The organism is Roseibium sp. SCP15, assembly GCF_040329435.1.
Taxonomy (GTDB): domain Bacteria; phylum Pseudomonadota; class Alphaproteobacteria; order Rhizobiales; family Stappiaceae; genus Roseibium.
In genome coordinates, this window is sequence record NZ_JBDZYI010000002.1 from 1,369,674 (window position 1) to 1,394,062 (window position 24,389).

Genomic DNA, 24,389 nt, shown 5'->3' on the forward strand with positions numbered 1-24,389 from the left:
CAGCAATGTTGAAGCAGTTAAAGCGCATGGCGCTGGGTGGGGTTGCCGCTGCAGCGACCCTGATAGGAAGTTCGGCCTGGGCTGTCGAAATTGAATATTGGCAATATTTCTTTGATGCCCGTGTCGAGGCGATGGAACAGTTGATCGAAAAGTTCCAGGAAGCCAATCCGGATATCACGGTCAAGATGACCCATTTCCCATATGCCGACTACCGGACGAAGGTGGCAGCCGCCATTCCCGCCGGCGAAGGCCCGGATGTGGTGCAACTGTTCTACGGCTGGCTGAACGATTACATCGAAGCTGACCTGATCCAGCCTCTTCCCAAGGACGTTTTCGATCCAGCAAAGATCGATTCCGAGTTCTTCCCCATGGTTCAGGCCATGAAAAAGGACGGCACCTATTACGCGCTACCGACTGCAGTCCGTTCGCTTGCGCTCTTCTACAACACCCGGCTCTTCGACGAGGCCGGCATCGAAACACCTCCGGCCACTCTCGACGAACTTGTTGATACAGCGAAAAAGCTGACCAAGGTCGATGGGGCCGGCAACATTACCCAGGTCGGCATCACCACCGGCATGAACGCCCAGGATCACCACTGGTTCCGTGAAGTGCTCGTTCGTCAGTTTGGTGGCGATCCCTACGAGAACGACTATCAGACCGTCAACTACAACAATGAAGCCGGTCTCGACGCCCTGAACTTCTATGTGGGTCTGGAAAAAGATCACAAGGTGACCCAATCGGGCTTCATGGATGAGCCTCAGGCAGCCTTCAAGGGCAACCGCGCAGGCATGCATATCGACGGCTCCTTCCGCATCGGATCTCTGAACAAGGTGCGTGGCCTGAAATGGGGCGTTGCCGAGTTGCCCGCCGGCCCTGACGGCAAGAAATCCAACTACTCCTCCTATTGGGTGAACGGCATCACCACCAAGGCTGAAGGCGAAAAGTACGACGCCGCAGTCAAGTTCCTCGACTACCTCACCTCCGATGAGGCGATGCAGGTCTGGCTGGACGTGGTTGGTGAACTGCCGGCGAAACCGTCTGTCGGCCTCGTTGAGAAAAACGCCAACGACCCGACCTATGGCCCGTTCATCCGTGGTCTCGAATATGCGAACACGACGAAGTTCGCCAACGAATCCGCACAGCGCCAGGCCCTGATGGACATGGTTGCCCGGATCGATATCGAAGGCCAGGACCCGACAGAAAGCCTCAACGCCGCGGCCGCCGAGGAGCAGAAGATCCTGGACGAGTACTACGGCAAGTAATCTTCGCCTGAAGGGGCTGCCGGATAACCGGCAGCCCGGACCTTTCGCATAAGCGGTGCGGGTAATGTCAGCCTACAAAAATCTATCGATCCGGCAGAAACAGATTCTGTGGGCATGGATCTTCCTTGCCGTACCGACGCTCTTTTACGTCGTGATCCGGTTCTATCCGACCGGCGCAGCCTTCGTGACCTCGTTTCAGGACTGGAACCTTCTGGGGGCTCGAACCTGGACGGGCATGGACAACTACGTGAAGCTGTGGAACGACCCGGTTTTCTGGAAAGTCTTCCGCAACACGTTTGCCTATCTTCTGCTCGGCACTCCGATCTCACTCGTGATCAGTTTTGTCATTGCCTATCACCTGGACAAGACGCGGTTCATGCATGGCTTCCTGCGCATGCTCTATTTCCTGCCATTCATGACGTCGGCGGTCGCCATGGCCTGGGTCTGGCGCTGGTTCTATCAGCCGGTTCCGATCGGCCTCTTCAACAACACCTTGGCTTCAATGGGCATCCCGCAAATCGAGTTTCTGAATTCCACCACCAACGCGCTGCCATCCGTGCTGGCTCCGGCAGTGTGGGCCGGGCTCGGGTTCCAGATCATCATCTTCATGGCGGGACTGCGGGCCATTCCGGTCAGTTACTATGAGGCGGCGCGTATTGACGGTGTCGGCTGGTGGACCGTGCTGACGCGCATCACCCTGCCACTTCTGAAGCCGACAATCGTCTTCATCGTGGTGTTCTCCTCAATCGGGTTCCTGCGGATCTTCGATCATGTGTTCAACATGACAACGAACAACCCTGGCGGACCACTGAACTCGACCAAACCACTCGTTCTGATGATCTACGAAACGGCATTCAGCAGTTTCGACATGGGATATGCGGCTGCGCAAACCGTTGTTCTGTTTGTGATTCTATTGCTTGTCAGCCTGTTTCAGCTCTGGATTCTTAGAGGGGACAACACATGACCATTGCCTCCGAAGCATCCGGGCAGCCTAATGCAAGCGCAGACGCGCTGTTCTCCAAGAAGGCGAACAAGCAGCGCAATATGGGCCAGGTACTGCGCTGGATGGTCCTGTTTCTCGGCGGCGTGATGATGATCGCGCCCCTCGCCTACATGATCTCGACGTCGCTGAAATGGCCCCACGAAGTCTACAACGTCAACCTGATCCCTGATGAGCCGACGATCGAGAACTACACCTATGTTCTTGAAGACGGACGGTTCTACGGCTGGTTCGTCAATTCGATCATCATCGCGCTGATAACGACGGCGTCCAACCTGTTCTTCGACAGTCTTGTCGGGTACACCCTTTGCAAGTTCCGCTTTCCCGGCCGCCAGATCGTCTTCATCGCAATCCTGTCGACCCTGATGATCCCGACCGAAATGCTGGTGATCCCCTGGTACATGATGAGCCAGTCCTTTGGATGGCTGGACAGCTACTGGGGCATCATGTTCCCGGGATTGATGACCGCGTTTGGCACCTTTCTTATGAAACAGTTCTTTGAGAGCGTTCCCGACGACTTCCTGGAAGCAGCGCGTATCGATGGGCTGAACGAGTTTCAGATCTGGTGGCGGATCGCCATGCCGCTGGTCAAACCGGCACTTGCAGCACTTGCGATCTTTGTTTTCCTCGGCAACTGGACGGCGTTCCTGTGGCCGCTGATCGTGACCAATTCAGTGGAGATGTACACGGTGCCGGTTGGTCTTTCCGGGTTCGGCGACGAGGTCGACGTGGCCTGGGAACTGATCATGACCGGTGCGGCCATTTCCACCTTGCCGACTCTGATCGTCTTTCTCATCTTCCAGCGGTTCATCATCCGCGGTGTTGTCATGGCGGGGTTGAAGGGATGAGCGGAAATCGCAACGACACCTCCCGGTTTCCGGATCCGGTTTACAAGGACACGGTGCTGTCGGCCCTGTTCGAAGGTGTCAAGGCCCACTACGCGCAGCATATGGGAGCGATTAACAGAGCCCATCTGGTGATGCTGAAGGATACCGGTGTTCTAAACCCGGATCAGGTCCGCTCCCTTGCCGGGGCATTGAAGGAAATCGACGCGGAAACGGATGTCGCCGCCCTCACATACACCGGCGAACACGAGGACTATTTCTTCTTCGTTGAGGCAGAGCTCCGCCGGAAGCTGGGTGACCTCGGCGGTATGCTGCATACCGCAAGGTCGCGTAACGACATGGACCATACACTGTTCAAGCTCGCCTTGCGTGATCGGGTGCAGGTCCTGTGGCGGGAACTTGCAGCTCTCGCCGAGGCAATCGCCGACAAGGCTGAAGCGGAAGCCGAGACACTGATTGTCGCCTATACGCACGGACAGCCGGCGCAGCCCTCCACATTCGGCCACTATCTGTGTGCGGCCCTGGAAGTTCTTTTGCGGGACATGGCGCGCCTCAACCTGGCGGCAGAGGATCTCGACCATTGCCCGATGGGAGCCGCGGCCATCACCACGAGCGGATTTCCGATCGACAGACAACAGGTTTCAGATCTGCTCGGGTTTGAGGCCCCGCTTCTCAACTCCTATGGCTGTATCGCGTCCGTGGACTATGTCACGGGTCTCTATTCTGCTCTCAAGCTGGTTTTCGTGCACCTTGGCCGCCTGATTCAGGACATGGCCTTCTGGTCTTCCTTTGAAGTCGGCCAGCTCTACGTGCCGAACGCCTTTGTCCAGATCAGCTCGATCATGCCGCAGAAGCGCAACCCGGTTCCGATCGAGCACATGCGTCATCTGGCAGCTGTGACCGCGGGCCGGTGCGATGTCATGGTCGACACCATGCGCAACACGCCTTTTACGGACATGAACGACAGCGAAGGTGAAGTCCAACAGGCCGGATATGCTGCATTTGAGAGCGGCAGCAGAGTGCTGCAGCTGCTGACAGCCTTCCTCCCCGCGTGCAGCATCGACGCCAGCCGGGTCCGCCGCAATTCGGACGCTGCCTGCATCACGATTACCGAATTGGCCGACACACTCGTTCGAGAGGAAACCCTGAGTTTCCGGCAGGCACACGAAATCGCAGCGGCAACTGCCCGTGGTGTCCTTGCCGACGAGAAACCTCTGGCAAAAGGCTTCACCCATTTCTGCGAAGCCTTCAGAGCCGAAACCGGGCGAGACACGACGCTCAACGCAGAAGCATTTTCGCTTTCCGTCTCACCAGAGACCTTTATTGCCCGCAGGACCCGACCGGGAGGTCCTGCGCCCGAAGCGCTTCGGGACGCAGTTGAGATCTACAAGGCGCGCCTTGCGGGCCTGAACGAACAACAGGCAAGACGAAACGCCCGCCACACGCAATCAACCGAACTGCTTGATGCTGCATTTGCGGCATTGCTGGAGATTTGAATTCATGGCCGACCTTTCCCTCAAAAAGCTGACCAAGTCCTATGGGCCAGTTGAGGTACTCCATGGGATTGACCTTGAGATCTCCGATGGCGAGTTCGTTGTTTTTGTCGGTCCGTCGGGGTGCGGCAAGTCGACAAGCCTCAGGATGATCGCCGGACTGGAAGATATCACGGCAGGTGAGATCTGGATCGGCGGGCGCATGGTCAACAACCTTGAGCCCAAGGAACGTGATATCGCGATGGTGTTCCAGAATTACGCCATCTATCCGCATATGACCGTGCGCAAGAACATTGCCTTTGGGCTTTGGAACGCGCCGCTCAGCAAAGCCGAGAAAACTGCCCGAATCGAGGAAGTCGCCCAGGTCCTGGACATGGCCAACCTTCTTGACCGGAAGCCATCACAGCTTTCCGGTGGACAGCGTCAGCGCGTCGCAATCGGACGTGCAATGGTGCGGAACCCGGCGGTCTTCCTGTTTGACGAACCCCTGTCGAACCTGGATGCCCAGTTGCGCACCCAGATGCGTCTTGAAATCAAGAAACTGCACCAGAAGGTCGGCAACACGATCATTTTCGTGACCCACGATCAGGTAGAGGCGATGACGCTGGCGGACCGGATCGTCATCATGAAGGACGGGCATATTCAGCAGGTCGGCACGCCGGAAGACGTGTTCCACAATCCGGTGAATGCATTTGTCGCCCAGTTTATCGGCGCGCCCTCCATGAACATGCTCGATGCGACCGGAAACGGCCAGGAATTGTCGCTTGCCAATGGGGAAAGGATCCCGTTGTCGAGAACAACCTTGAGCGGACAAAAGCTGCTTCTCGGCGTGCGCCCCGACGACCTTGTGCTTCATCCGGAAACATCCTTCATCTCAGGCACGGTTTCGGTCCGGGAGCCGCTTGGCTCCGAAACGCTGATTTATGTGACAAGTGCCTACGGGGAAGTGGTCGCAAGAGTGTCGGGCAAAGACGCCCCGGTGGTTGGCGACGAAGTGCGTCTGGGCGCTCCGCCGGAAGCCCTTCATGTTTTTGATGCCGATACAGGAGCCGCGCTGGTCTGATGCTGCAACGAGGCGACAAACCGGTCATTCTTTGCGCAGGCCGCGTCTATTGCGACCTGGTCTTTGCAGACATCCCGAGAATGCCGACGCTCGGGTCTGAAACCTTTGCCGGCGGCGTTTCCCTTCATGCAGGAGGCGGTGCCTTCAATTCCGCCGTCGCCTTCTCCGTTCTGGGCTGGTCTTCAGCTCTTTTGGGAACATTGCCGGCCGCGCCATTCGACGTTCCGGTTCTGGAAGAAGGGCGTGCGCTTGGCCTGGATATGTCTTTGTGTGAACCTGCCGTGCCCGGCGCCTCCCCGCAAATCACGGTTGCGATGGCCCTTCAGAACGACAGGTCGTTTCTCAGCCACAAGTCAGGGCCGGCGTTTCCTGAGCTGAACCCTGCTGCGCAAACCTGCCGGTCTGTCAGGCATTTGCACATCGGTGAACTCAAGAGCCTGTGCGAGGCTCCCGAACTGGTTGCCAAGGCACGCGAAGCGGGCTGGACCATTTCGCTCGATTGCGGCTGGGATGATGATCTGCTGCGCGCAGGAGCGGAAGTTGCCGAATACATTGCCGCAGTCGACGTTTTCCTGCCCAATGAAAGCGAGTATGGAGCGCTCCGGTCATCCGGATTGCCTGAGGACTGCTGTCCGGTAACCGTTATCAAGGAAGGCAGCACCGGAGCCCGCACATCCCTGAACGGCAAAACCGTTCATAGACCCGCATTTCCGGCCGATGTCGTGGACACGACCGGGGCGGGCGATGCGTTCAATGGTGGCTTTCTGTCCGCCTGGCTCGCCGGTGAAGGCCTGGAAGCCTGTCTGGAAAACGGCAACCGCTGTGGCGCAGTTGCCGTTCAACATGCCGGCGGGACTTCCGGTATGTCACAAACCATATCCTCGTTGGCCTTGAACTGAACGCCATCGCCGGGCGAACACTTAACACAATACCCGGCTCGTGCCTGGAAATGCGCCGCTCAGTTCGACCCGGAGCGCATTGTGACTTCCATCTGCTCCAGCAACGGGAGGAGCTCCAGTGGCTTGCGGATGACGTGATCGGCTTGCTCCAACTCGTCCTGCGGCTCACGGGGATAGCGATCGTTCCAATCGATCCAGACCGAGTTCATTCCCAAAGAATTGGCGCCCTTCACGTCTCGCGTGATGTTGTTGCCCACCATCACGATGCCCGAAGTGTCTTCCTCGCGCAGTCCCAGCTTGAACATCGCCTCCCTGAAAATTCTCGCATCGGGTTTCAGGGAATCGCACACTTCCGAAATGGCTTTTGCATCGAAGAGATCCCAGAAGCCGAGCGCCTCATGAACGTTCAGAAAACTCTTTTCCCGGCCGTCAGCTACCAGGGCGACGAGATATCCTCTTGCCTTGAGTTCGGCGACGAGCTTGTCTCCCCCTTCGATAGGGTCGGCTGAGAGGACGAGTTCGTCTTCCTGCGTGTCGAATACCTGAGTGACCTCATCGATCATGGTGTCGCCGCTATCGAGGAAGACCGCCTTGATGCCGTCATAAGCTGCCCGGAATTCCTCGGTCTGATTGCGCAGGAACCGCGGAATGAACGAAGCAAGTTCAAGCCAGGTCAGCACAGGCAGCGGAGCCAGGTCGTACTCCTTGTCAAAACAATAGCTTGGTTCAAAGCAGCGCGCCCTGAGATTCTGCCGGCCGAGGAACTGGTCATAAGGCGTCAGGAATGCCAACGCTTCCTTGAATGGCTCTTCCACCATCACGCCCCGAAGTTCCTTGCCGCTGCTACAAGCTTCATCGAGCCTGGACCTGTCGACGATGATGTCGGCCGGATTCGCGGCATGCGCATGCTTACCGGGCTCGCAGTAAAGAACGATCCGTTCGTCGCGCCACTCGGCTTCACCCATGTCTTTCAAATGCCCGTGCGCACTGGCCGCCGCGTAAACCGGTTTGCCCGCAGCGTCCAGAAACACCCATACGTGTTCCAGTTCATAGAAGTGCTGGATATCACCATCCCACCAGATCGCGTATTCAAGAACGGTCTCGCAGCTGTCGGGTCCCTTCGGCACGTGACGGCAACTTGGAGATTGGCTTCCGTGGGCAAGCCTGGTCACCCCGAGCGCGACCGGGACAAAGGGTTCCCGGCTGTCGCACAGAAGAACCGGTGCGTGCCGCCTGGCCAGGATAGCTGTATCGGCGTTCATCTCTTCTGGTGTCGCAGCGATGCCATTCTGGCTGTTGGGCCGAAAGTCGTTCATTCGAATTCCTCGTTCTTATCAGGTCGTCTTGGGCGCTGGCGCCAGACTTTCCCGCTCGATCAGGTGTGGGTTCAGGGTTCGTTGCACCGACTTTGTCTCGCTCCCCTCCAACCGGTTGATGAGAAGGTCGGCAGCTGTCTGTCCCATCAGGTCCACGGACTGGCTGACGGTCGCCATCGGCGGAAATGTCATCTCGGAAAGCGGAAGGCCGTCATATCCAAGTACGGAAATGTCCTCGGGCACGGACAGACCTGTTTCACGGGCGGCATAGAGCGCTCCGGTTCCCATCATGTCGGTCATGGCAAAAATCGCCGTCAGCTCTGGGTGTTCCCGCAGCATGCGTTTTGCGGCCATGTAGCCATAGTCGAAGCGTTCTCCCGGCATGTCGGGTGACAAGACAATCCCGTCGGCAATACCCAGTTCCCGCGCGGTTTCCAGGGCTCCTTCCAACCGGTGCGACACAGGCCGATTCGGATGATATTTGACGTCACATGGCATGATCATGATGCCGATTTTCCTGTGCCCCAGTTCCCAAAGCCGGCGAATGGCCAGCTGACCACCGACCTTGTTTGCCGACACAACGAAAGAAACCGATTTCTTTCTGGGAGCACTTTCGACAAAGACGACCGGCACGCCTTCACGTTCCAGGTTTGCCGCATGCCGGGTCGTTATTGAAAGTGACCCGGATGGGCGGATGATCACACCGCCGACCTGCATTTCCAGAAGCGTCCTGACGTATTCGTCCTGCCGGTCGTCCTCCCCGAGAGTGGAACAGACCATGGGCAGATACCCCCGATCCGACAGGGTGTTACCGATTGCCGTGTGAAGCATCGTACCGAAAGGTGACCCCTGGCTTGCCAGAAGCACGCCCACAACGTTGGAACTTTTGCGGCGAAGGCTCGCGGCCAGACTGTTGGCGCTATAACCGAGCACATCTGCGGCTTCCAGCACGGCCTTGCGCTTCTCATCGCTGATATTTTCGTGGCCGTTGAAGACCCTTGAAACGGTCGAGATGGAAACTCCAGCTCGCGCAGCGACGTCCTTTATGCCTGCCATGCATGCGCCCCCTGTCCGTTTTGCCCCTCGCTTGTGTTGAGAGGATAAAAGCATGCAACCACTCGTTCCAGACCATTCGTGTTCAAAGTCGGTGCTTCGGAAGCGCAACGCGCCTGAGCAAATGCGCAACGATCCCGGAACTTGCAACCATTTGGCAGATTTCCCGGATCCGGTACCGCACCGCCAAGACGGATCGGCTGGCGCTTGCGTTCCGACCTGGGCACCGGTTCGAGCACAGACGACAACAAGGCCTGGGTGTAGGGATGTTTCGGCGCGGAAAATATGTCGCGGGTCTGGGCGATCTCCACGATTTCTCCCGCATACATGACCGCAACGCGATCGCTGATATGAGAAACGACGCTGAGATCGTGCGAAATGAACAGGTAGGTCAGACCGAGTTCACCCTGCAATTCCTTCAGGAGATTGAGGACCTGGGCCTGCACGGAAACGTCGAGCGCTGAGACCGGCTCATCTGCAACGATGATCCGGGGCATTGGTGCAAGAGCCCGAGCGATTCCGATACGCTGACGCTGGCCGCCTGAAAAGGCGTGCGGGTATCGGTCCAGGAAATCGCGGCTGAGGCCAACCATTTCCATGACCTTTTCGACCCGCTCGCTGATCGTCGGTTTTGCAATTTTGCCTTCACTGGTGCGCAGGACCTCTGCGATAATGTCAAAGACCGTCATGCGCGGATTGAAGGATCCGTTCGGGTCCTGGAAGACCATGCGCAGATCGCGCCAATAGGATTTCAGCTGCTTTTCAGGCATGTCGGCAAGGTTTACGTAGCCGTTGTCGACCTGCAATTCGATCTGGCCTTCCGTTGGCCTGAGCAGGCCAAGAATGGTCTGGCCGAGCGTTGACTTCCCGCATCCGGACTCCCCGACCAGACCAAGTGTTTCGCCCGGCCAAAGATCAAAGGAGACGCGGCGCAGCGGGCGCAGCTCCTTTTGCCTGGAGAAGAAACCTCTGCTCATCAGGAAATGTTTGGACAGTCCGCTCACTTTCAGGATCGGCGGCGCGCAATAATCCGGCTTGCTTGTTCCAGTTTCCCTGACTTCAGCCTTTGCCGCCTTGCGTGGCCAGTTCGTTTCCTGAAGGGCGTGACACCGAACACTGTGATCCGTTTCGATTTGCATCAGTGACGGATTTTGCACCTGACAGACTTCCGAGACCGCCAATCCGCATCTGCTTGCAAACGAACATCCGGCTACCCGATTTCGCAAATGCGGAACGGAGCCCGGTATCGATTGCAACTGCTGACCTTCCTCACCGCCAAGGGTCGGCAATGAAGCAATCAGTCCGCGGGTATAGGGATGCTTGGGGTTTCGCAGGATCTCGTCCACAGGGCCGCTTTCCACGACTTCCCCCATGTACATCACCGCAACTTCATCGCCGATATCGGCAACCACACCGAGATCATGCGTGATCAGCAGCATGGACATGCGTTCTTCTTTCTGGAGTTCCTTCAAAAGGTCCAGAATCACCGCCTGGGTGGTGACATCGAGTGCGGTCGTCGGCTCATCGGCAATCAACAGGCGCGGACGGCAGACCAGTGCCATTGCGATCATCGCACGCTGCCGCTGACCGCCCGACAACTCGAAGCTATAGGAATGGAAACGCTTTTCCGGAGCCGGCATGCCAACGCGCTCAAGCATGTAGAGCGCTTCGGCGCGGGCTTCCTTTTCCGAAAGCTTCCTGTGCCAGCGAAGCGCTTCGGTGATCTGGTTGCCGATCGTGTAGAGAGGCGAGAGCGCGGTCAACGGCTCCTGATAGATCATGGAGATCTGATCACCCCGGATCGCGCGAATGGCCTTGCCCTTCGGATCGAGCCCCGCCAGATCCGTACGCCCTCCCTTGTCGCTCCGAAAGTCGATCGAACCGTTTTCGATCCGGGCATTTTCTCCCTGCACTCGAAGAATTGTTTTTGCTGTCAGAGACTTGCCGCACCCGGATTCCCCGACAAGGCAAAGTGTCTTGCCCTCCGGGATGGTCAGGCTCAACTGGTCAAGCGCAACGAGACGTGCCTTGTCTTCTGTAAAGCTGACCGTCAGGTCCTTTATGTCAATCAAAGTGTCTTTCATTGCAAACCTATTGCGCGTGCGGATCTGCGGCATCGCGCAAACCGTCACCCAGGAAATTGAGTGCCAGGACGGCAACCACGACGACCGCACCCGGCAGGAACAGCCACGGAGCGGTCGCCATGGAGCGGACGTTCTGAACTTCCTGCAGGAGGACACCCCAGCTCACGACTGGCGGTTTCAGACCGATACCCAGGAAACTGAGAGCAGTCTCGGCCAGGATCATGCCCGGTATGGCAAGCGTAATGACCGCGATCGTATGGGAGTAAAAGTTCGGCAGCATGTGCCGTAGCAGGATGCGAAGTGTGCTGCATCCGTCCAATCTTGCCGCCTTGATGAAATCTTCAGCCTTGAGCGCCAGAAACCGTCCTCGAACCACGCGCGCCAGCCCGGTCCATCCCAGAACGGAAAGCACCAGGGTTATGAAGAAATAGGTTTGCAGCGGCGGCGTATCGCTCGGAATGGCGGCGGCAATACCGATCCACAAGGGGATTGACGGCAGCGACTGCAGGAACTCTATGAACCGCTGTATCAACTGGTCGACAGTACCACCGGCGTATCCCGAAACACCACCGATCAGGATGCCAAGAACAAGGCTGATCGCCACCCCCAGAAGGCCGATGGTCATGGAGACGCGGGCCGCGTAGATCGTGCGGGACAACACATCACGCCCCAACCGGTCAGCGCCGACAAAGAACACTTTCTGCCGCGGGTTCTTGGCCCCGAAAAGATGCCGATCCCCCTTGATCAGGCCGAGCCACTTGTAGCTGTCGCCCTTGACCCAGAAACCCAGCTCGACAACCTTCGCAGGATCCGGTTCAAACTTGCGCTGCCCGGTTTCGTAGTTGAAAACAACCTTATAGCTGAGAACATGCGGCTGGAAACTTCCATCATCCAGGAACAGGCGCACCCTTTGAGGCGGATAATAGGCGTGCCGGGTTGAATAGGCATCCGCGCCTTGAGGTGCCAGCACTTCAACGAAGAGTGTGATCGCATAGAAGAAGACGGTGATGCACAACCCGATCACACCGAGCTTATGGCGACGGAAACGCTTCCAGATCTGGCTGGCCTGGCTTTGCCTTTCCGGCAAAGCAGGTTCCGCAGCAAGGGGGGCGTTGTCGAAAGAACCGAGGGTCATGCTGCCCCTCCCATTTCAAACTGCCGACGGATGCGAGGATCGAGCCAGGCCAGCAGGAGATCGGAAAAGAGAGTTCCGATCATGCCCAGAATGCCGAGAAACATGATCAGGGTGGCGGCAAGGAACATGTCTTCTCCCCGCAAGGCATCGAACAGCATCGGCCCGACCGTTTGCAGGCCCAACACGATCGCGACAATCGTTTCTCCGGAGATGATGTTGACGAAAATGTCGTTGAGGCTGCTCACGAAAGGGTTCATCGCGTGGCGCACCGGGTATTTGGTCAAGAGCCAGGCTTCAGGAAGGCCCTTGGCTCGCGCGGTCAGAACATAGGGGCGATGCAGCTCATCAAGAAGGTTGGCGCGTATGACACGGATAATCGACGCGGTTCCGGCGGTGCCGAGCACGATCACCGGGATCCAGAGGTGCTGCATCAGGTCACCAACCTTGGCGAGGCTCCAGGGCGCATCGACATATTCAGGTGAGAACAGGCCGCCCACGCTTTGCCCGGTGAAACGGAATGTGGCGTACATCAGAACCAGAGCCAGCAGGAAATTGGGCAACGCCAGACCGAGGAAGCCGATCACGGTAAACGAATAGTCGGTGATGGAATATTTGCGGACAGCGGAATAGATGCCGATCGGAATCGCCACGACCCAGGTAAAGAACAGCGTCGACAGCGCGAGGACGGTCGTCAGGCCAAGACGCTCCCAAATAACGTCGGCAACGGGTCGCTCCATGTTAAAGGACCAGCCGAAATCTCCTTTGAAAACCGCTTTCGTAACCCAGTCCACGTATTGGACCGGCAGCGGTCGGTCGAGACCATAGAGCTGGCGCATGGCTTCCTTTTCCTGCGCGCTCATGGACTCGCCTTCGGCGGCAACCTTTGCAGCATACCGGTCGACGAAATCACCGGGCGGCAGGGAAATGAGCGAAAACGCCACGATGGAAATCGCCAGCAGGGTCGGTGGCACCCAGAGTAGACGATGTAAGATAAAGCGGCCCACGGCGCCCCCTCGAGAAAATCCGGTATTCCAAATTGAGTTGAGAAGAGCATGCGGGAAGAGATTTCCTCCCCGCATGCCCTTGCGAGGTTCCACCTGGGTTGGAACCTTATTGCTTGATAAACCAGCTTTCCATGTTGGTCGGCGCAGGACCAGGGTAGAGCCAGCCTTCCGTGATCGGCTCGTAAACGTTGCCGATCCGGTTGGAGACCACGCGGTAGTTGCCTTCAGGCAGAACCGTCCCGATATTGACGAATGCATCGGCCATGGTCTGCATGAATTCGGCCATCAGAGCATCGCGTTCGGCTCCCGCCTTGGTCGGCATCGCCGCCTGTATCTCGAAGAGACGCTTGATCTCGGCAGGCGGTTCGACGGCCTCAACCCCTTCGATCGTGAAGGGCTGAGGTGCGATGTGCTCGCTCACCCATACAATCCAGTTGTCCCAGTTCCCCTGATAGCGCAGAAACCGATCAAGACTGACGGTCGGCAACTGGCCACAACCGTTTTCACCAGCCCATACCTGCATTTCGCGATCGCGAGCAAGGCGGCGGGTCTCGTAGATCTCATGACCGACCGCTTCCGCATTGAGATGAATGCCGATGTCAGCCCAGTTCTGCACAATGATCTGCAGGACATCCGCCCATTCCGCACGGAAAGAGTTTTCTGCGATCATGGAAACACTGATGCGTTTGCCATCCGGTCCGAGACGATATCCGTCGGAATCCTTGTCGGGATAGATACCATCGAGGATTTCATTGGCCTGGTCCGGATCATAGGCTGTGTACTGGGTCGCGAGCTGCTCATTATAGAAGGGAGACGTCGGGCGCGCGGCCGACTGATACGGCATTCCCTGCCCCAGATAGACCGTATCGATGATGCCCTGGCGGTCGATCGCCACCGAAAGAGCAACCCGAACGTCCTTGTTCTGGAAGAATTCTGCCTTGAAGGCATCGGGATGGTTGAACGGCATTTCGATGAACATGTTGTTGTAGTCGCAGCTTTGCGCCTTCGCGAAGCGATAGTTGCCGCGCTCCATGTTCTCGAAGAAGATTCCCTTGTTCTGCGGAACGGAGATGTTCGGCAAGGAATAGTCGAACTCGCTTGCCATTGTCTTCAACAACTGAACTTCCGGGTCAGGCACCAGATTGTAGCTGCGCGTGTCGATGTAAGGCAGCTGATTGCAATCGGCATCGACCTTGAAATAGTAGGGATTTCTCGACAACTCGAAATACTGCCTGCCGATGAAAGGCTCAGTGGTCACCCATGCCAGCATTGTCGGCCGGTCCGGATCGTTCTGCTCAGCCTTCTTGCCATAAGTTCCAACACGTCCCATCCACCAGCTGGTGTAATCCTCCGTACCGGCCTCCGCCATCATACCGGCAACACCTTCCGGGTTTAGATTGCGATCAAATTGCGCGATGTAGTGTGCCGGGAACTGGACAACGCGCTGACCGTAGGGTCCCGCCAGATCGAGCAGAAAATTGCCGTTGGGATTACTCCAGGAAAAGCGGATCGTGTGGTCGTCCAGCGTCTCGACCTTCGCCCGCTCGCCGTTCACAACGAAGATGTTGCGCGGACCCTTCACCATAATGTCCGGATTGGTCTCGACCTTGTCCCACCAGAACTGAATATCCGTGGCGGTGAACGGATGCCCGTCCGACCATTTCATACCTTCGCGCAGATGAAAGGTGTAGGCAGTGGCATCAGCAGAGACTTCCCAGCTTTTGGCAATGTTAGGAAGAATTTCGGACCCATCGGGACTCCAGCGCACCAGCGGATCGTATCCATAGTGACGGTAGTCACCGAGACGCGACCCGGTGAAAAGGTCCTTCATCACTCCGCCATAGGAACCCACCTCGGCCGCAGCGACAACAAGCGGCTCGGCCGGCAGTCGCTCCTCAACGCCCGGCAGTTCACCAGTCGCCACTTTTTCAGCAAGCATCGGCGCCTCCTGAAAACTCTTACAGACACCTTGCGCAAGAGCACCGCCAGAGGCAAGGCACCCCACCAGGGCCACTGAAAGCAGGAGAGGTCTGTTTTTCATCTGTTCAATCCTTTCGATCACCCGACAACAGGCTTCCATTTTTGAAAAGCTTTTCAGTTTTTATTGCTTTTTTGCGTCAGTTTGGTGACGTTTTCCCAGGCGGAGCCGCAGCCCCTGACAAAAACCATAGGAATAGAATCGCTCAAAATCAACGCTTTTATTGAAAATCGAAGCGCATCTCATTTGAGGAAGAGAGTTTGCAGCTTCAGAAAGGCTCTCTCTTTCTTGAAAAGGATTTCATATTTATCGCTATTTTTTCAAATTCACCGCTGCAGATGACCCACCCTCAACGAGTTGGCTTTCCACGCGAATTTTCACGGATGACCGGTCCGGTTGCCGAATTTGACTCAGCAACTGTTGTGCACACATTTCACCCAGATCCTGTACAGGCAGATTTACAACGGTGAGACTGGGAAAAACCATTCGGCCGAATCCGGTACCGCTCAAGCAGACAACAGACATGTCTTCAGGAACCTTTGTGCCCGACTTCGAAAGCAGCTGAATCGCCGTCATGGCGATGCTTTCGCTGGCACAAAACAAGGCTGTTGCATCGCCGTGTTTTTCCTTGAGCTCCGCCAGTGCACGTTCGACACCGGCATTCAAGGAAAGTTCTTCATCGAGCGGTATTGTGACAACGCTTGTTTCAGGCGAAAAGTGCGGCATTCGCTCCGTCCAGTCGCTATGATCCTGCTCCAGGTATACGATTTTGCGATGTCCCAACTCTGTGAGGTGAGCGATCGTGGTCTCCCACCCCTGCCGATAGTCCACACTGACCGTGCTCACGCCGGCTCTGGGCACTTCGGTTCCAAGCAGGAGTGCGGGTATGCCGGCTTTCTCCAGCTTGTTCGCTGCCGCTATCGCCTGCTCCAGATTGGCGTTTGCGTGGAGGATCGCACCTGCGATTTTTCGCGTGATCATCTCCTCAAGATAAAAGGCCTTGCGCTCTGCCGTCCCACTGGCATCGCAATGAAATGTCTTGAAACCGGCCTCAAACAGTACTGTTTCCACCCGTTGCGCCATTCGGCTGTTTTCCAGGGTCGGCCGGTCGAACTGGAAATAGCCAATCACGTCGGAAACCTTTCTTCGAAGGTTCGCGGCCAGAGCATTGGGGTGATAGTTTTCCTCCTGCACAATCCGCATTACCCGATCCCGGGTCTTTGAGTTCACATGAGGATGATCATTGAGAACGCGCGAAACTGTTGCAGGCGAGACGTTGGCCAGTCGTGCGATGTGCCGGATGTCAGTCATGTTGCTTTCAACGCATGTTTGCACCGCAAGGCGACAGAAGAATAGGCGGCCGGAAAGACCGCCGGCCCGGATATGAGGGAACTAAGCTTCTCACACATGTGGGAATGAGTTGCAGGCGTACTTGAGCTTGTCAAATCGAGACCAGCGGACTGCTGCTCATTCCCGGAGTTTTCAACCTTCCAGGCAGAACAGGAGCAACTCCACGCAAGTCGAAACCATTTCGTGGTCCGCAGCTATTTTTTCTTTTTCCGCAATTGGTTGGGCGTTTCACCGAATTCCGCCTTGTAGGCCTGGGAAAGAGAGGCTGTCGACAGAAAGCCGCATGCGATCGCGACCTCAATCAGCGAAATATGGGTGTTGGTGATAAGCGTCTGGGCTTTTTTCAGCCGTATCTTCTTGTAGAGCTTCGCCGGTGACGTGTTGAGATAAACGGTAAAAAGGCGCTCAAGGTGACGCGCCGAGAGTCCAACCTCATCGGCAAGATCCGCAAGGCGCAACGGTTGCTCGATATTGGTCTCCATGATGCGAATGGCCTTTTGCAGCCTTTTCTCCAGGAAATTGGGGTTGTAGCTCGTTCCCCTTGGTTGTTCCTGGGTAAAGCCCCGGATGTTGTCCAGCATCAGGAAGCTGGCGATTTCCGCGCATTCCTGCGGACCGAGCACCTCCGACAGGATGCCGATCACGGTTTCCATGGTGTGCCCATGCCCGGCACAGGTCAGAACACCGGAGTTGTTTTCGACAAGGCGCTCGGAAAGCGTTGGAAAGGATCCGATCTCGTGCAGAAGGGCAATGTCGCGCCAATGTGTGGTCGCCGGTCCGTTCAGCGTCTTGACGGCCTTGATGTATTCACGAGCAGCGTCCGAGAGGAGAACAACCGGATTCCGGAGTTTCTGCATCGCCCTCAAGCGGCTCATCCACCCTTCCGCCCTGCACTCCCGCCCGCCGACAACGATCAGGCAGTCTCGCAGATACTGATCGCCAATTGTCGGGTGAGCACGCACGAGCAATTCCGAACCGCTGGTGAGAAGCCCCGGGGTGTCGGACGTTATGTGCCAGGTGAACTGGTCACGGTTCAGCACTTCATTTGCAGCCCGTAGAACAGAAATGATCGCCGCCAGTTCAAGATCGGAAAAGCCGGACTGCACGAATATCTCGACTACCAGATCCCGGCTGACCTCCCCCTCCAGAGGCGACAAGTTCCAATAAGGCTTGTTCATTCTGCTTACTTTCTCAGGCGCCACAAGGAATGCCGGCAGCTTTCCCGACTTGCCGCCATTGACTGGTACAATCCTCTTCCGGTTTTACTTAGTCGCCTCAGCTCGATCAAATCCAATCCCATCAATTGTTTTGCATTCAACATCTTCCCCTAACCGGGATCGGATCAGACGATCTCCTTCAAAACGGACACAAACTTGTCTCGCTGGTCCGAAAGGCAGATGCAATGGGATGCTCTGACGAGCCAGCCTTGGCTTTACAGAGAAGAACGATGTTTGGAATTGTTGGCCGATCCGCAACAAAAAAGGGCGCCTAAACGGCGCCCTTCTGTGCAAGGTTCGCTGATCACTGCTTGATTGAAGCCTTAGCTTCCTCGATGTCGCGCTTCTGTGGCTCGATTTCACCACTTTCAACCAGCTCGGTAACAACTCCCCGATAGGCTTCCAGATAATTCGGCGGCAGGTCGTGAGCGATGCCCTGGTGACAGTCGATACAGGTCAACCCGTCATCCAGCGCCTTCTGGTGGTTTTGAGCCGCGCGGTTTTCCTGCTGGGTGAAGTCCATGTAGTCGAAGGCATGGCAGTTCCGGCATTCCTGACTGTCGGTCTTCTTCATGCGAGCCCACTCGTTGGACGCAAGATGAACACGCTGATCCTTGAACTTTTCCTCCGTCCAGATGGAACGCGTGACAAAGTGGCCGTAGAGCTCCTTCGTTGCGGCGATCTTACGGGCCAGTTTCGGTCCCCATTCCTTCGGCACGTGACAATCCGGGCAAGTTGCGCGGACGCCCGAGCTGTTGTTCTGGTGAACCGTTCCCTGATACTCGGCAAACACGTTGTCGCGCATTTCATGGCAGCTGATACAGAATGTTTCTGTGTTGGTCATCTCCAGTGCCCAGTGAAAGCCACCCCAGAAGAGGACGCCGATAACAATACCGCACATTGTCAGGAACCCGACGGAAAGGGAAACCGACGGCCTGGCGATGAACCGCCATAAACGCTTGAAGAAGCCTGGCTTTTTGGCTTGATTCTCTTGGACAGCCATTTTTTGATCCTTTTAAGCTAGGCGTCAGTTCGATGGTTCGAAAGTGTTTTCGACCAAGGCTGGGGCATTCACCTGAGGAACATGGCACTGGTTGCAGAACCAGCGTGTACCGGACACGGAATCAAGCTGATGACCGTCCCGGTCCAGATAGTGGGTCATGGAAAGCGTTGGCGCTCTGCGTTCCCCCGCATTGGTCCAGTCGTGACATGCGAGGCACTCGTTGGCGGCCAGGTCGATCTGGTACTGGTCGATCTTGTGCGGGACCAGCGGAGGCTGCTGGCGGTAGTTGCGTGAAACACGGCCTTCGTTCTGATGGAAGATATCCTCAACCGCCACGTGCTCGTCGACAGCGGCTCCCCTCAGGGTCTCGACACGCTCGTTATCCGCAGCCTGTTGCGCGAGAGCGAAACCACCTAATGCAAGCGGAACCGAGAGCATCAGCACACCAATTAAACCAAGTTTTTTCATGTCAGTACCTCCTTTGCTTGCTCAGGCTGCTTTGTTTGCCTTGGGCGCAAGACTGGATTTTTCTCGTACGCGGCCAGGGCTTGGCCGCGTGTCGAACCGGTGGGTAAACTCAAAGACATCGACCGAGCAGACATCGATGCAACGGCCGCAATTCGTGCAGTCGGGGGACAGAATGATGGGCGTGTCAGCCTCCTGGCCCCGCAGTGCGGGCGTGATCACATGCATCTCGGGACAAACGGCGAAGCAATCCATGCAGTCGTCACAGGCGGCACGCATTGTTGCCGTGACCCGCAAAACCGATCGGTTGCCTAGCAATCCGTAAAAGGCGCCGACCGGACACAGGTGGCCACACCAGCCCCTGCGCGCGATGATCAGGTCGAACAGGAAAACGCCGATGACAAAGGCCCAGGCAAAGCCGACGCCGAAGATCAGCCCCCGGTGAACCATGGAAACGGGATTGACGAGCTCCCACGCAATGGTGCCGGTCAGCGCTGAGACGACCAGGACCATGGCAAGGAGGAAGTATCGCGTCTGCCGTTTGGGCTGCCATCCTTTGGGCAAATCGAACTTCTGATGCAGCCAATGTGCTGCATCGGTGACCGGATTGACCGGGCAGACCCAGCTGCAATAGACGCGTCCACCGATCAGAGCATAGGCAGCACCGACAATGATGGCGCCGATGAGGGCGGTGAGTTCAGGAATGTGTCCGGAAACTGCGGATTGAAGCAACACAAAGGGATCTGTAAGAGGCAGGAAGTCTAAGGTCATCGAACCCGCAAGGTTTCCCTTTACCCACCAGATGCCCAACCAGGGACCTAGCAAAAACAGACTCAGAAAAAAGACCTGCGAGAGGCGGCGCAACAGCAGGTATTTGTGAGCTCCAACCCAGCCCTTTTCTGCGATTGCTTCCGAACCGACCGGGAGTTTGGTCTTGGCACTCATTGGCCCGTCCCCCCATTCGGCAATGAAAATGTCGGCTTGAAACCGTCTATGTAGCCACCGGGCGCCTCAAGATTGTCGGTTCCCGGACCGGGCAAGCGATCGGGAAGATCGATCAATTCATTTACAATGGGCTGGTTGTCTTCCCAGCCGAGACGGTAATGTTCGGCAGCTTCCGCCCGCGCAAGACGGGCCGGCAAAACCTTGATTGCCGAGTCATTGGGCAGGACGCAGGACTTTTCACACTTTCCGCATCCGGTGCATTTGTCGGCATGCACTGTGGGCATGAATATCGCGTGATGGCCCGAACGCGGATTATGCGATTGCTCCAACGTGATCGCCTCATCGATCAGCGGGCAGACCCTGTAACAGACGTCGCAGCGCAGACCGAGCGCGTTGAGGCAGTTTTCGAGATCGATCAAAACCGCGACACCCATGTCCGCGTCATCGATCGTTTCAAGTCCCTTTTCGAGCGCCCCCGTTGGGCAGGCGGCAACACAAGGAATGTCGTCGCACATTTCGCAAGGGATATCTCTCGCCGTGAAGTATGGCGTTCCCGTCGACGGAACATCCGCGCCGAGCTCCGCCAGCTTCAAAGTGTCGTAAGGACAATCGCGGACACACAGGCCGCAACGGATGCAGGCGGACAGAAAGTCCTGTTCCGCCAACGCTCCGGGTGGCCGGATGGCTGTCGGCGGGAGCGCACGTGCGCCCGTTGCCAGCCAGGCCAGCCCCATGCCCGCCAAGGCACATCCCGCAACACCGCGCGCCGTGTCGCTCAGGAAGCGGCGGCGGTCAGGGTTCTTCGGGTTTGACTTTGCGGCGGACATGGCTCTTCTCTGCCTAGTTCATCAGGCGCGCTGCACCTTGCAGGCGCATTTCTTGAAGTCCGTTTCCTTGGAAATCGGGCAAGTGGCATCAAGCGTCAGCTTGTTGACCAACTGGCTTTCATCGAACCAAGGGTAGTACACGCTGCCGCGAGGCACCTTGTTGCGGCCCCGGGTTTCAACGCGGCTCAGGACATCGCCCCGACGGGTCGAAATGGTGATTTCCTGGCCACGGCGCAGACCGCGCTCCTTGGCATCTTCCGGATGCATGTAGACGACTGCTGTCGGGAAAGACCGATGAAGTTCAGGCACGCGGCGGGTCATGGAGCCAGAATGCCAGTGCTCCAGAACGCGGCCGGTGATCAGCCACAGGTCATACTCGGCATCCGGCACTTCCGCAGGCGGTTCATACGGAGCAAAGATGATGTTCGCCTTGCCATCCGGCTTGCCGTAGAACTTGACCCCCTCGCCTTTCTTCACATAGGGATCGTAGCCTTCGCGGAAGCGGTAAAGCGTTTCCTTGCCGTCCACCACCGGCCAGCGCAAGCCGCGAGCTTTGTGATAAGTGTCGAAGTCGGCAAGGTCGTGCGCCTTTCCGCGGCCGAATGCGGCATATTCCTCGAACAACCCTTTCTGGACGTAGAAACCGAAATATTCGCTTTCGTCATTGCCGAAGCCTTCAGCGGTTTCCGACAGAGGATATTTGTCAACCTGCCCGTTGGCGTAGAGCACGTCGAACAGTGTCTTGCCCTTGTACTGCGGATTGGCGTCCAGGATTTCAGCCGGCCAGACTTCGTCGGTGGTGAAACGCTTGGAGAATTCCATCACCTGCCAGACATCCGAACGAGCCTGACCTGGTGCCTGGACCTGCTGACGCCAGAACTGGGTACGGCGTTCGGCATTGCCGTATGCGCCTTCCTTTTCCACCCACATGGCGGTTGGCAGGATCAGGTCTGCCGACAACGCGGTTACGGTCGGATAGGGATCGGAAACAACGATGAAGTTGTCCGGATTCCGGTAGCCGGGGTAGCCCTCCTCGTTCATGTTCGGAGCGGCTTGCATATTGTTGGTGCACTGAACCCAGTAGGCGTTGATGTCGCCGTCCTTCAGCTTACGGTGCTGCAATACAGCGTGCGCTCCGACCTTGCCGTTCAAAAGGCCTTTGGGAAGTTTCCACTTTTCTTCGGAGAAGGTCCGGTGCGCTTCCTTGGCGACGACCATGTCCGCCGGCAAGCGGTGGGCAAAGGTTCCGACTTCGCGGGCAGTGCCGCAGGCAGACGGCTGCCCCGTCAACGAGAACGGGGAGTTCCCCGGCTCGGAAATCTTACCGACCAGCAAGTGCACGTTATACATCAGGGAATTGACCCACGTGCCGCGCGTGTGCTGGTTGAAGCCCATGGTCCAAAGGGACATGACTTTTCGGTTCGGGTCGGCATATTGCTTGGCCAAACGCTCGAGTTTTGCGGCAGGAACACCGGACAGCTCGGAAGCTTTCTCCAGTGTGTATTCAGAGACATATTCCTTGTACTCTTCGAAGGAAATCTTCTCGATCTTGCCGTGCTTGCCTTCATGGGCCGGGTTGGCGGCTGCCTGTTCCAGCGCATGCTGCGGACGCAGGCCATACCCAATGTCGGTATTGGTCTTGGTGAAGTTGACGTGGTTGTTGACGAAGTCCCAGTTCACCGCGTCGTTCTGAATGATGTAGTTTGCGATGTAGTTGAGGATCGCGAGGTCAGTCTGTGGCACGAAGATCATGCCGTTGTCTGCAAGTTCGAATGAGCGATGCTCAAATGTCGAGAGAACGTGGACTTCCGCCCCCGGTTTGGTCAGCCGGGTGTCGGTCAGGCGGGACCACAGGATCGGGTGCATTTCCGCCATGTTGGAGCCCCACAGCACAAACGTATCGGCGTGCTCGAGGTCGTCATAACAGCCCATCGGCTCGTCGATCCCGAAAGTGCGGATGAAACCGGCAACGGCCGATGCCATGCAGTGGCGAGCATTCGGGTCGATATTGTTGGAGCGGAATCCGCCCTTCATCAATTTGGAGGCTGCATACCCTTCCCAGACCGTCCACTGTCCGGAACCGAACATGCCTATGCCTTCGGGCCCTTTTTCCTTCAGCGCCTTTTTGAATTTTTCGGCCATGATGTCGAAAGCTTCATCCCAGGAAACCGGGGTGAATTCGCCATTCTTGTCATAAACGCCGTTGGTTTTGCGAAGCATCGGCGTGGTCAGGCGGTCCTGGCCGTACATGATTTTCGACAGAAAATAGCCCTTGATGCAGTTCAGGCCCCGGTTGACCGGCGCTTCAGGATCGCCCTGGGTCGCAACAACGCGGCCGTCTTTCGTTCCGACCAGCACGGAGCAACCGGTTCCGCAAAACCGGCAGGCGGCCTTGTCCCAACGGATGTCAGGCTTGCCGACCTGCGCAGCAGCGCCTTCCGGAAGCGCGATACCGGCGGCTGAGGCGGTAGCTGCCGCTGCGGTCGCTTTCAGAAAAGTACGACGGGAAGTATCTAATGTCATGTTATCGCCTCCTCAGAGCGCAGGGGCCGCGGCCTCATTGGGGCCGTGCGGTTCGAATTGGTGGTAGGTAAGCGTGACAGTCAGGACGCCTGGTACCTTGTGAAGATCCATGATCAGGTCCGAGGCGGACTTGCCATCAATGTCCTCGACGGTGACAACAAGACGTCCGTTGTCGTGGGCATGGACCTCACAGCCGATCATGCCTTCGATGTCGGCGATGACCTGGTTGGCAATGTCCGGATTGATGTGGACGAGGCATCCGCAAACGTTCAACATGACGTCTCCTCGTTGGTGGCCTGTACGGTTAGGGGGAATTGAGAGCGAAGAGTTTCGTGCTGCCTGACCTGAATCGGCGACATGCGAAGAAAGTTGGATTTTGTGAGGATTCGTTTCACCATCCGGCGAAAGCGGCCGTTAGCGCTGACCACATGCCTGGATATCTGAAAATCTGTACATTCGCTGAAATGGCCTCGAGAGAAGGCCAGAGTGATAAGTTGGTCCTGCATGGCCTGCCTACACCTGTTGCGCTTACGGCTAGCACAGGTTTGAGGTGCATCTCCTTGACCTAAGTCATTTCGCAGATGCGAAAGCTCTACTTATCGAACTGATTCTCAATCTCTTTTGAATGCTGCTGCGCACCCAATACGAACCTGTGCCATGCCCCGGACAATCAAGGTTCTTGGGACTTTTAGATTTCTCTTAAGTTTTTTTCTGGGTTAATTTTCTGATGACCTTTCTTTCGCTCATGGCCAACAAAACATCCCTTTTAGTTTTTGCTCTGTTTCCGTTTTCGACGTCAAAAAGCCCGCGGGAGTGCACCGTGCGGGCTTTTTTTGTTTTGTTGTTTGTGCATGATTTTCTTGTTTTGTGCGCCGTTGCGTCGGACGTTGTCCTCGTTGCGGGGACCCCGTCGGGTCAAAATCGACG

20 protein-coding genes are annotated in these 24,389 nt (G+C 56.9%); 6 read left to right on the forward strand and 14 right to left on the reverse strand.

Annotated features, from left to right (window positions below; translation table 11 throughout):
- The first annotated feature begins 5 nt into the window (after positions 1-5).
- The 6 genes from ABLO27_RS13675 to ABLO27_RS13700 all read left to right on the forward strand — a co-directional run bounded on the left by ABLO27_RS13675 (position 6) and on the right by ABLO27_RS13700 (position 6,562).
- Positions 6-1,262, forward strand: a complete 1,257-nt coding sequence (locus ABLO27_RS13675) for an extracellular solute-binding protein (RefSeq protein WP_353033468.1) — start codon at positions 6-8, stop codon at positions 1,260-1,262.
- 64 nt (positions 1,263-1,326) lie between these two features.
- A complete protein-coding gene (locus ABLO27_RS13680; RefSeq protein WP_353033469.1) occupies positions 1,327-2,226 on the forward strand; it encodes a carbohydrate ABC transporter permease in 900 nt (299 codons plus the stop codon).
- Positions 2,227-2,306: 80 nt separating this feature from the next.
- Complete coding sequence (locus ABLO27_RS13685) at positions 2,307-3,110, forward strand: carbohydrate ABC transporter permease (RefSeq protein ID WP_353033521.1); 804 nt, start codon at positions 2,307-2,309, stop codon at positions 3,108-3,110.
- The gene (gene argH, locus ABLO27_RS13690; RefSeq protein WP_353033470.1) at positions 3,107-4,603 is read left to right on the forward strand and encodes an argininosuccinate lyase; all 1,497 of its coding nucleotides are present in this window, start codon (positions 3,107-3,109) and stop codon (positions 4,601-4,603) included. The genes ABLO27_RS13685 and argH overlap by 4 nt, the downstream gene beginning before the upstream one ends.
- 4 nt (positions 4,604-4,607) lie before the next feature.
- Entirely contained in the window at positions 4,608-5,663 is a 1,056-nt protein-coding gene (locus ABLO27_RS13695) for an ABC transporter ATP-binding protein (RefSeq protein ID WP_353033471.1), read from the forward strand.
- Complete coding sequence (locus ABLO27_RS13700; RefSeq protein ID WP_353033472.1) at positions 5,663-6,562, forward strand: carbohydrate kinase family protein; 900 nt, start codon at positions 5,663-5,665, stop codon at positions 6,560-6,562. The genes ABLO27_RS13695 and ABLO27_RS13700 overlap by 1 nt, the downstream gene beginning before the upstream one ends.
- Positions 6,563-6,621: 59 nt before the next feature.
- Here ABLO27_RS13700 and ABLO27_RS13705 read toward each other — a convergent pair whose 3' ends face one another.
- The 14 genes from ABLO27_RS13705 to ABLO27_RS13770 all read right to left on the reverse strand — a co-directional run bounded on the left by ABLO27_RS13705 (position 6,622) and on the right by ABLO27_RS13770 (position 23,738).
- Positions 6,622-7,878 (reverse strand): HAD family hydrolase, encoded by a 1,257-nt coding sequence (locus ABLO27_RS13705; RefSeq protein ID WP_353033473.1) that lies wholly within the window; start codon positions 7,876-7,878, stop codon positions 6,622-6,624.
- Between the two features lie 18 nt (positions 7,879-7,896).
- Entirely contained in the window at positions 7,897-8,934 is a 1,038-nt protein-coding gene (locus ABLO27_RS13710) for a LacI family DNA-binding transcriptional regulator (protein WP_353033474.1), read from the reverse strand.
- On the reverse strand, positions 8,922-11,015 hold the full coding sequence (locus ABLO27_RS13715; RefSeq protein ID WP_353033475.1) for an ABC transporter ATP-binding protein: 2,094 nt from the start codon (positions 11,013-11,015) through the stop codon (positions 8,922-8,924). The genes ABLO27_RS13710 and ABLO27_RS13715 overlap by 13 nt, the downstream gene beginning before the upstream one ends.
- Before the next feature lie 7 nt (positions 11,016-11,022).
- On the reverse strand, positions 11,023-12,150 hold the full coding sequence (locus ABLO27_RS13720; protein ID WP_353033476.1) for an ABC transporter permease: 1,128 nt from the start codon (positions 12,148-12,150) through the stop codon (positions 11,023-11,025).
- A complete protein-coding gene (locus ABLO27_RS13725; protein WP_353033477.1) occupies positions 12,147-13,154 on the reverse strand; it encodes an ABC transporter permease in 1,008 nt (335 codons plus the stop codon). Before ABLO27_RS13725 ends, ABLO27_RS13720 begins: the two co-directional genes overlap by 4 nt.
- 106 nt (positions 13,155-13,260) lie before the next feature.
- Entirely contained in the window at positions 13,261-15,195 is a 1,935-nt protein-coding gene (locus ABLO27_RS13730) for an ABC transporter substrate-binding protein (RefSeq protein WP_353033478.1), read from the reverse strand.
- 249 nt (positions 15,196-15,444) lie between these two features.
- A complete protein-coding gene (locus tag ABLO27_RS13735) occupies positions 15,445-16,443 on the reverse strand; it encodes a LacI family DNA-binding transcriptional regulator (protein ID WP_353033479.1) in 999 nt (332 codons plus the stop codon).
- A gap of 233 nt (positions 16,444-16,676) precedes the next feature.
- Positions 16,677-17,660 (reverse strand): GlxA family transcriptional regulator, encoded by a 984-nt coding sequence (locus ABLO27_RS13740; protein WP_353033480.1) that lies wholly within the window; start codon positions 17,658-17,660, stop codon positions 16,677-16,679.
- Positions 17,661-18,003: 343 nt separating this feature from the next.
- Positions 18,004-18,702: a NapC/NirT family cytochrome c gene (locus tag ABLO27_RS13745; protein WP_353033481.1), complete on the reverse strand. Its 699-nt coding sequence runs from the start codon at positions 18,700-18,702 to the stop codon at positions 18,004-18,006.
- Between the two features lie 24 nt (positions 18,703-18,726).
- Positions 18,727-19,170, reverse strand: a complete 444-nt coding sequence (locus ABLO27_RS13750) for a nitrate reductase cytochrome c-type subunit (protein ID WP_353033482.1) — start codon at positions 19,168-19,170, stop codon at positions 18,727-18,729.
- A gap of 21 nt (positions 19,171-19,191) precedes the next feature.
- On the reverse strand, positions 19,192-20,112 hold the full coding sequence (gene napH, locus ABLO27_RS13755) for a quinol dehydrogenase ferredoxin subunit NapH (protein ID WP_353033483.1): 921 nt from the start codon (positions 20,110-20,112) through the stop codon (positions 19,192-19,194).
- Positions 20,109-20,939: a ferredoxin-type protein NapG gene (gene napG, locus ABLO27_RS13760; RefSeq protein ID WP_353033484.1), complete on the reverse strand. Its 831-nt coding sequence runs from the start codon at positions 20,937-20,939 to the stop codon at positions 20,109-20,111. The genes napH and napG overlap by 4 nt, the downstream gene beginning before the upstream one ends.
- A 21-nt stretch (positions 20,940-20,960) precedes the next feature.
- Complete coding sequence (gene napA, locus ABLO27_RS13765; RefSeq protein WP_353033485.1) at positions 20,961-23,462, reverse strand: nitrate reductase catalytic subunit NapA; 2,502 nt, start codon at positions 23,460-23,462, stop codon at positions 20,961-20,963.
- A 12-nt stretch (positions 23,463-23,474) separates the two neighbouring features.
- On the reverse strand, positions 23,475-23,738 hold the full coding sequence (locus tag ABLO27_RS13770) for a chaperone NapD (RefSeq protein ID WP_353033486.1): 264 nt from the start codon (positions 23,736-23,738) through the stop codon (positions 23,475-23,477).
- Positions 23,739-24,389: the final 651 nt, after the last annotated feature.

Bases quoted from the DNA above. Each gene is read 5' to 3' on its own strand.
- ABLO27_RS13730 (WP_353033478.1), bottom strand. From the start codon at position 15,195: ATGAAAAACAGACCTCTCCTGCTTTCAGTGGCCCTGGTGGGGTGCCTT.
- ABLO27_RS13710 (WP_353033474.1), bottom strand. From the start codon at position 8,934: ATGGCAGGCATAAAGGACGTCGCTGCGCGAGCTGGAGTTTCCATCTCG.
- argH (WP_353033470.1), top strand. From the start codon at position 3,107: ATGAGCGGAAATCGCAACGACACCTCCCGGTTTCCGGATCCGGTTTAC.
- ABLO27_RS13735 (WP_353033479.1), bottom strand. From the start codon at position 16,443: ATGACTGACATCCGGCACATCGCACGACTGGCCAACGTCTCGCCTGCA.
- ABLO27_RS13675 (WP_353033468.1), top strand. From the start codon at position 6: ATGTTGAAGCAGTTAAAGCGCATGGCGCTGGGTGGGGTTGCCGCTGCA.
- napH (WP_353033483.1), bottom strand. From the start codon at position 20,112: ATGAGTGCCAAGACCAAACTCCCGGTCGGTTCGGAAGCAATCGCAGAA.
- ABLO27_RS13695 (WP_353033471.1), top strand. From the start codon at position 4,608: ATGGCCGACCTTTCCCTCAAAAAGCTGACCAAGTCCTATGGGCCAGTT.
- ABLO27_RS13715 (WP_353033475.1), bottom strand. From the start codon at position 11,015: ATGAAAGACACTTTGATTGACATAAAGGACCTGACGGTCAGCTTTACA.
- ABLO27_RS13700 (WP_353033472.1), top strand. From the start codon at position 5,663: ATGCTGCAACGAGGCGACAAACCGGTCATTCTTTGCGCAGGCCGCGTC.
- ABLO27_RS13720 (WP_353033476.1), bottom strand. From the start codon at position 12,150: ATGACCCTCGGTTCTTTCGACAACGCCCCCCTTGCTGCGGAACCTGCT.
- ABLO27_RS13750 (WP_353033482.1), bottom strand. From the start codon at position 19,170: ATGAAAAAACTTGGTTTAATTGGTGTGCTGATGCTCTCGGTTCCGCTT.
- napG (WP_353033484.1), bottom strand. From the start codon at position 20,939: ATGTCCGCCGCAAAGTCAAACCCGAAGAACCCTGACCGCCGCCGCTTC.
- ABLO27_RS13685 (WP_353033521.1), top strand. From the start codon at position 2,307: ATGGGCCAGGTACTGCGCTGGATGGTCCTGTTTCTCGGCGGCGTGATG.
- napA (WP_353033485.1), bottom strand. From the start codon at position 23,462: ATGACATTAGATACTTCCCGTCGTACTTTTCTGAAAGCGACCGCAGCG.
- ABLO27_RS13705 (WP_353033473.1), bottom strand. From the start codon at position 7,878: ATGAACGACTTTCGGCCCAACAGCCAGAATGGCATCGCTGCGACACCA.
- ABLO27_RS13680 (WP_353033469.1), top strand. From the start codon at position 1,327: ATGTCAGCCTACAAAAATCTATCGATCCGGCAGAAACAGATTCTGTGG.
- ABLO27_RS13770 (WP_353033486.1), bottom strand. From the start codon at position 23,738: ATGTTGAACGTTTGCGGATGCCTCGTCCACATCAATCCGGACATTGCC.
- ABLO27_RS13740 (WP_353033480.1), bottom strand. From the start codon at position 17,660: ATGAACAAGCCTTATTGGAACTTGTCGCCTCTGGAGGGGGAGGTCAGC.
- ABLO27_RS13745 (WP_353033481.1), bottom strand. From the start codon at position 18,702: ATGGCTGTCCAAGAGAATCAAGCCAAAAAGCCAGGCTTCTTCAAGCGT.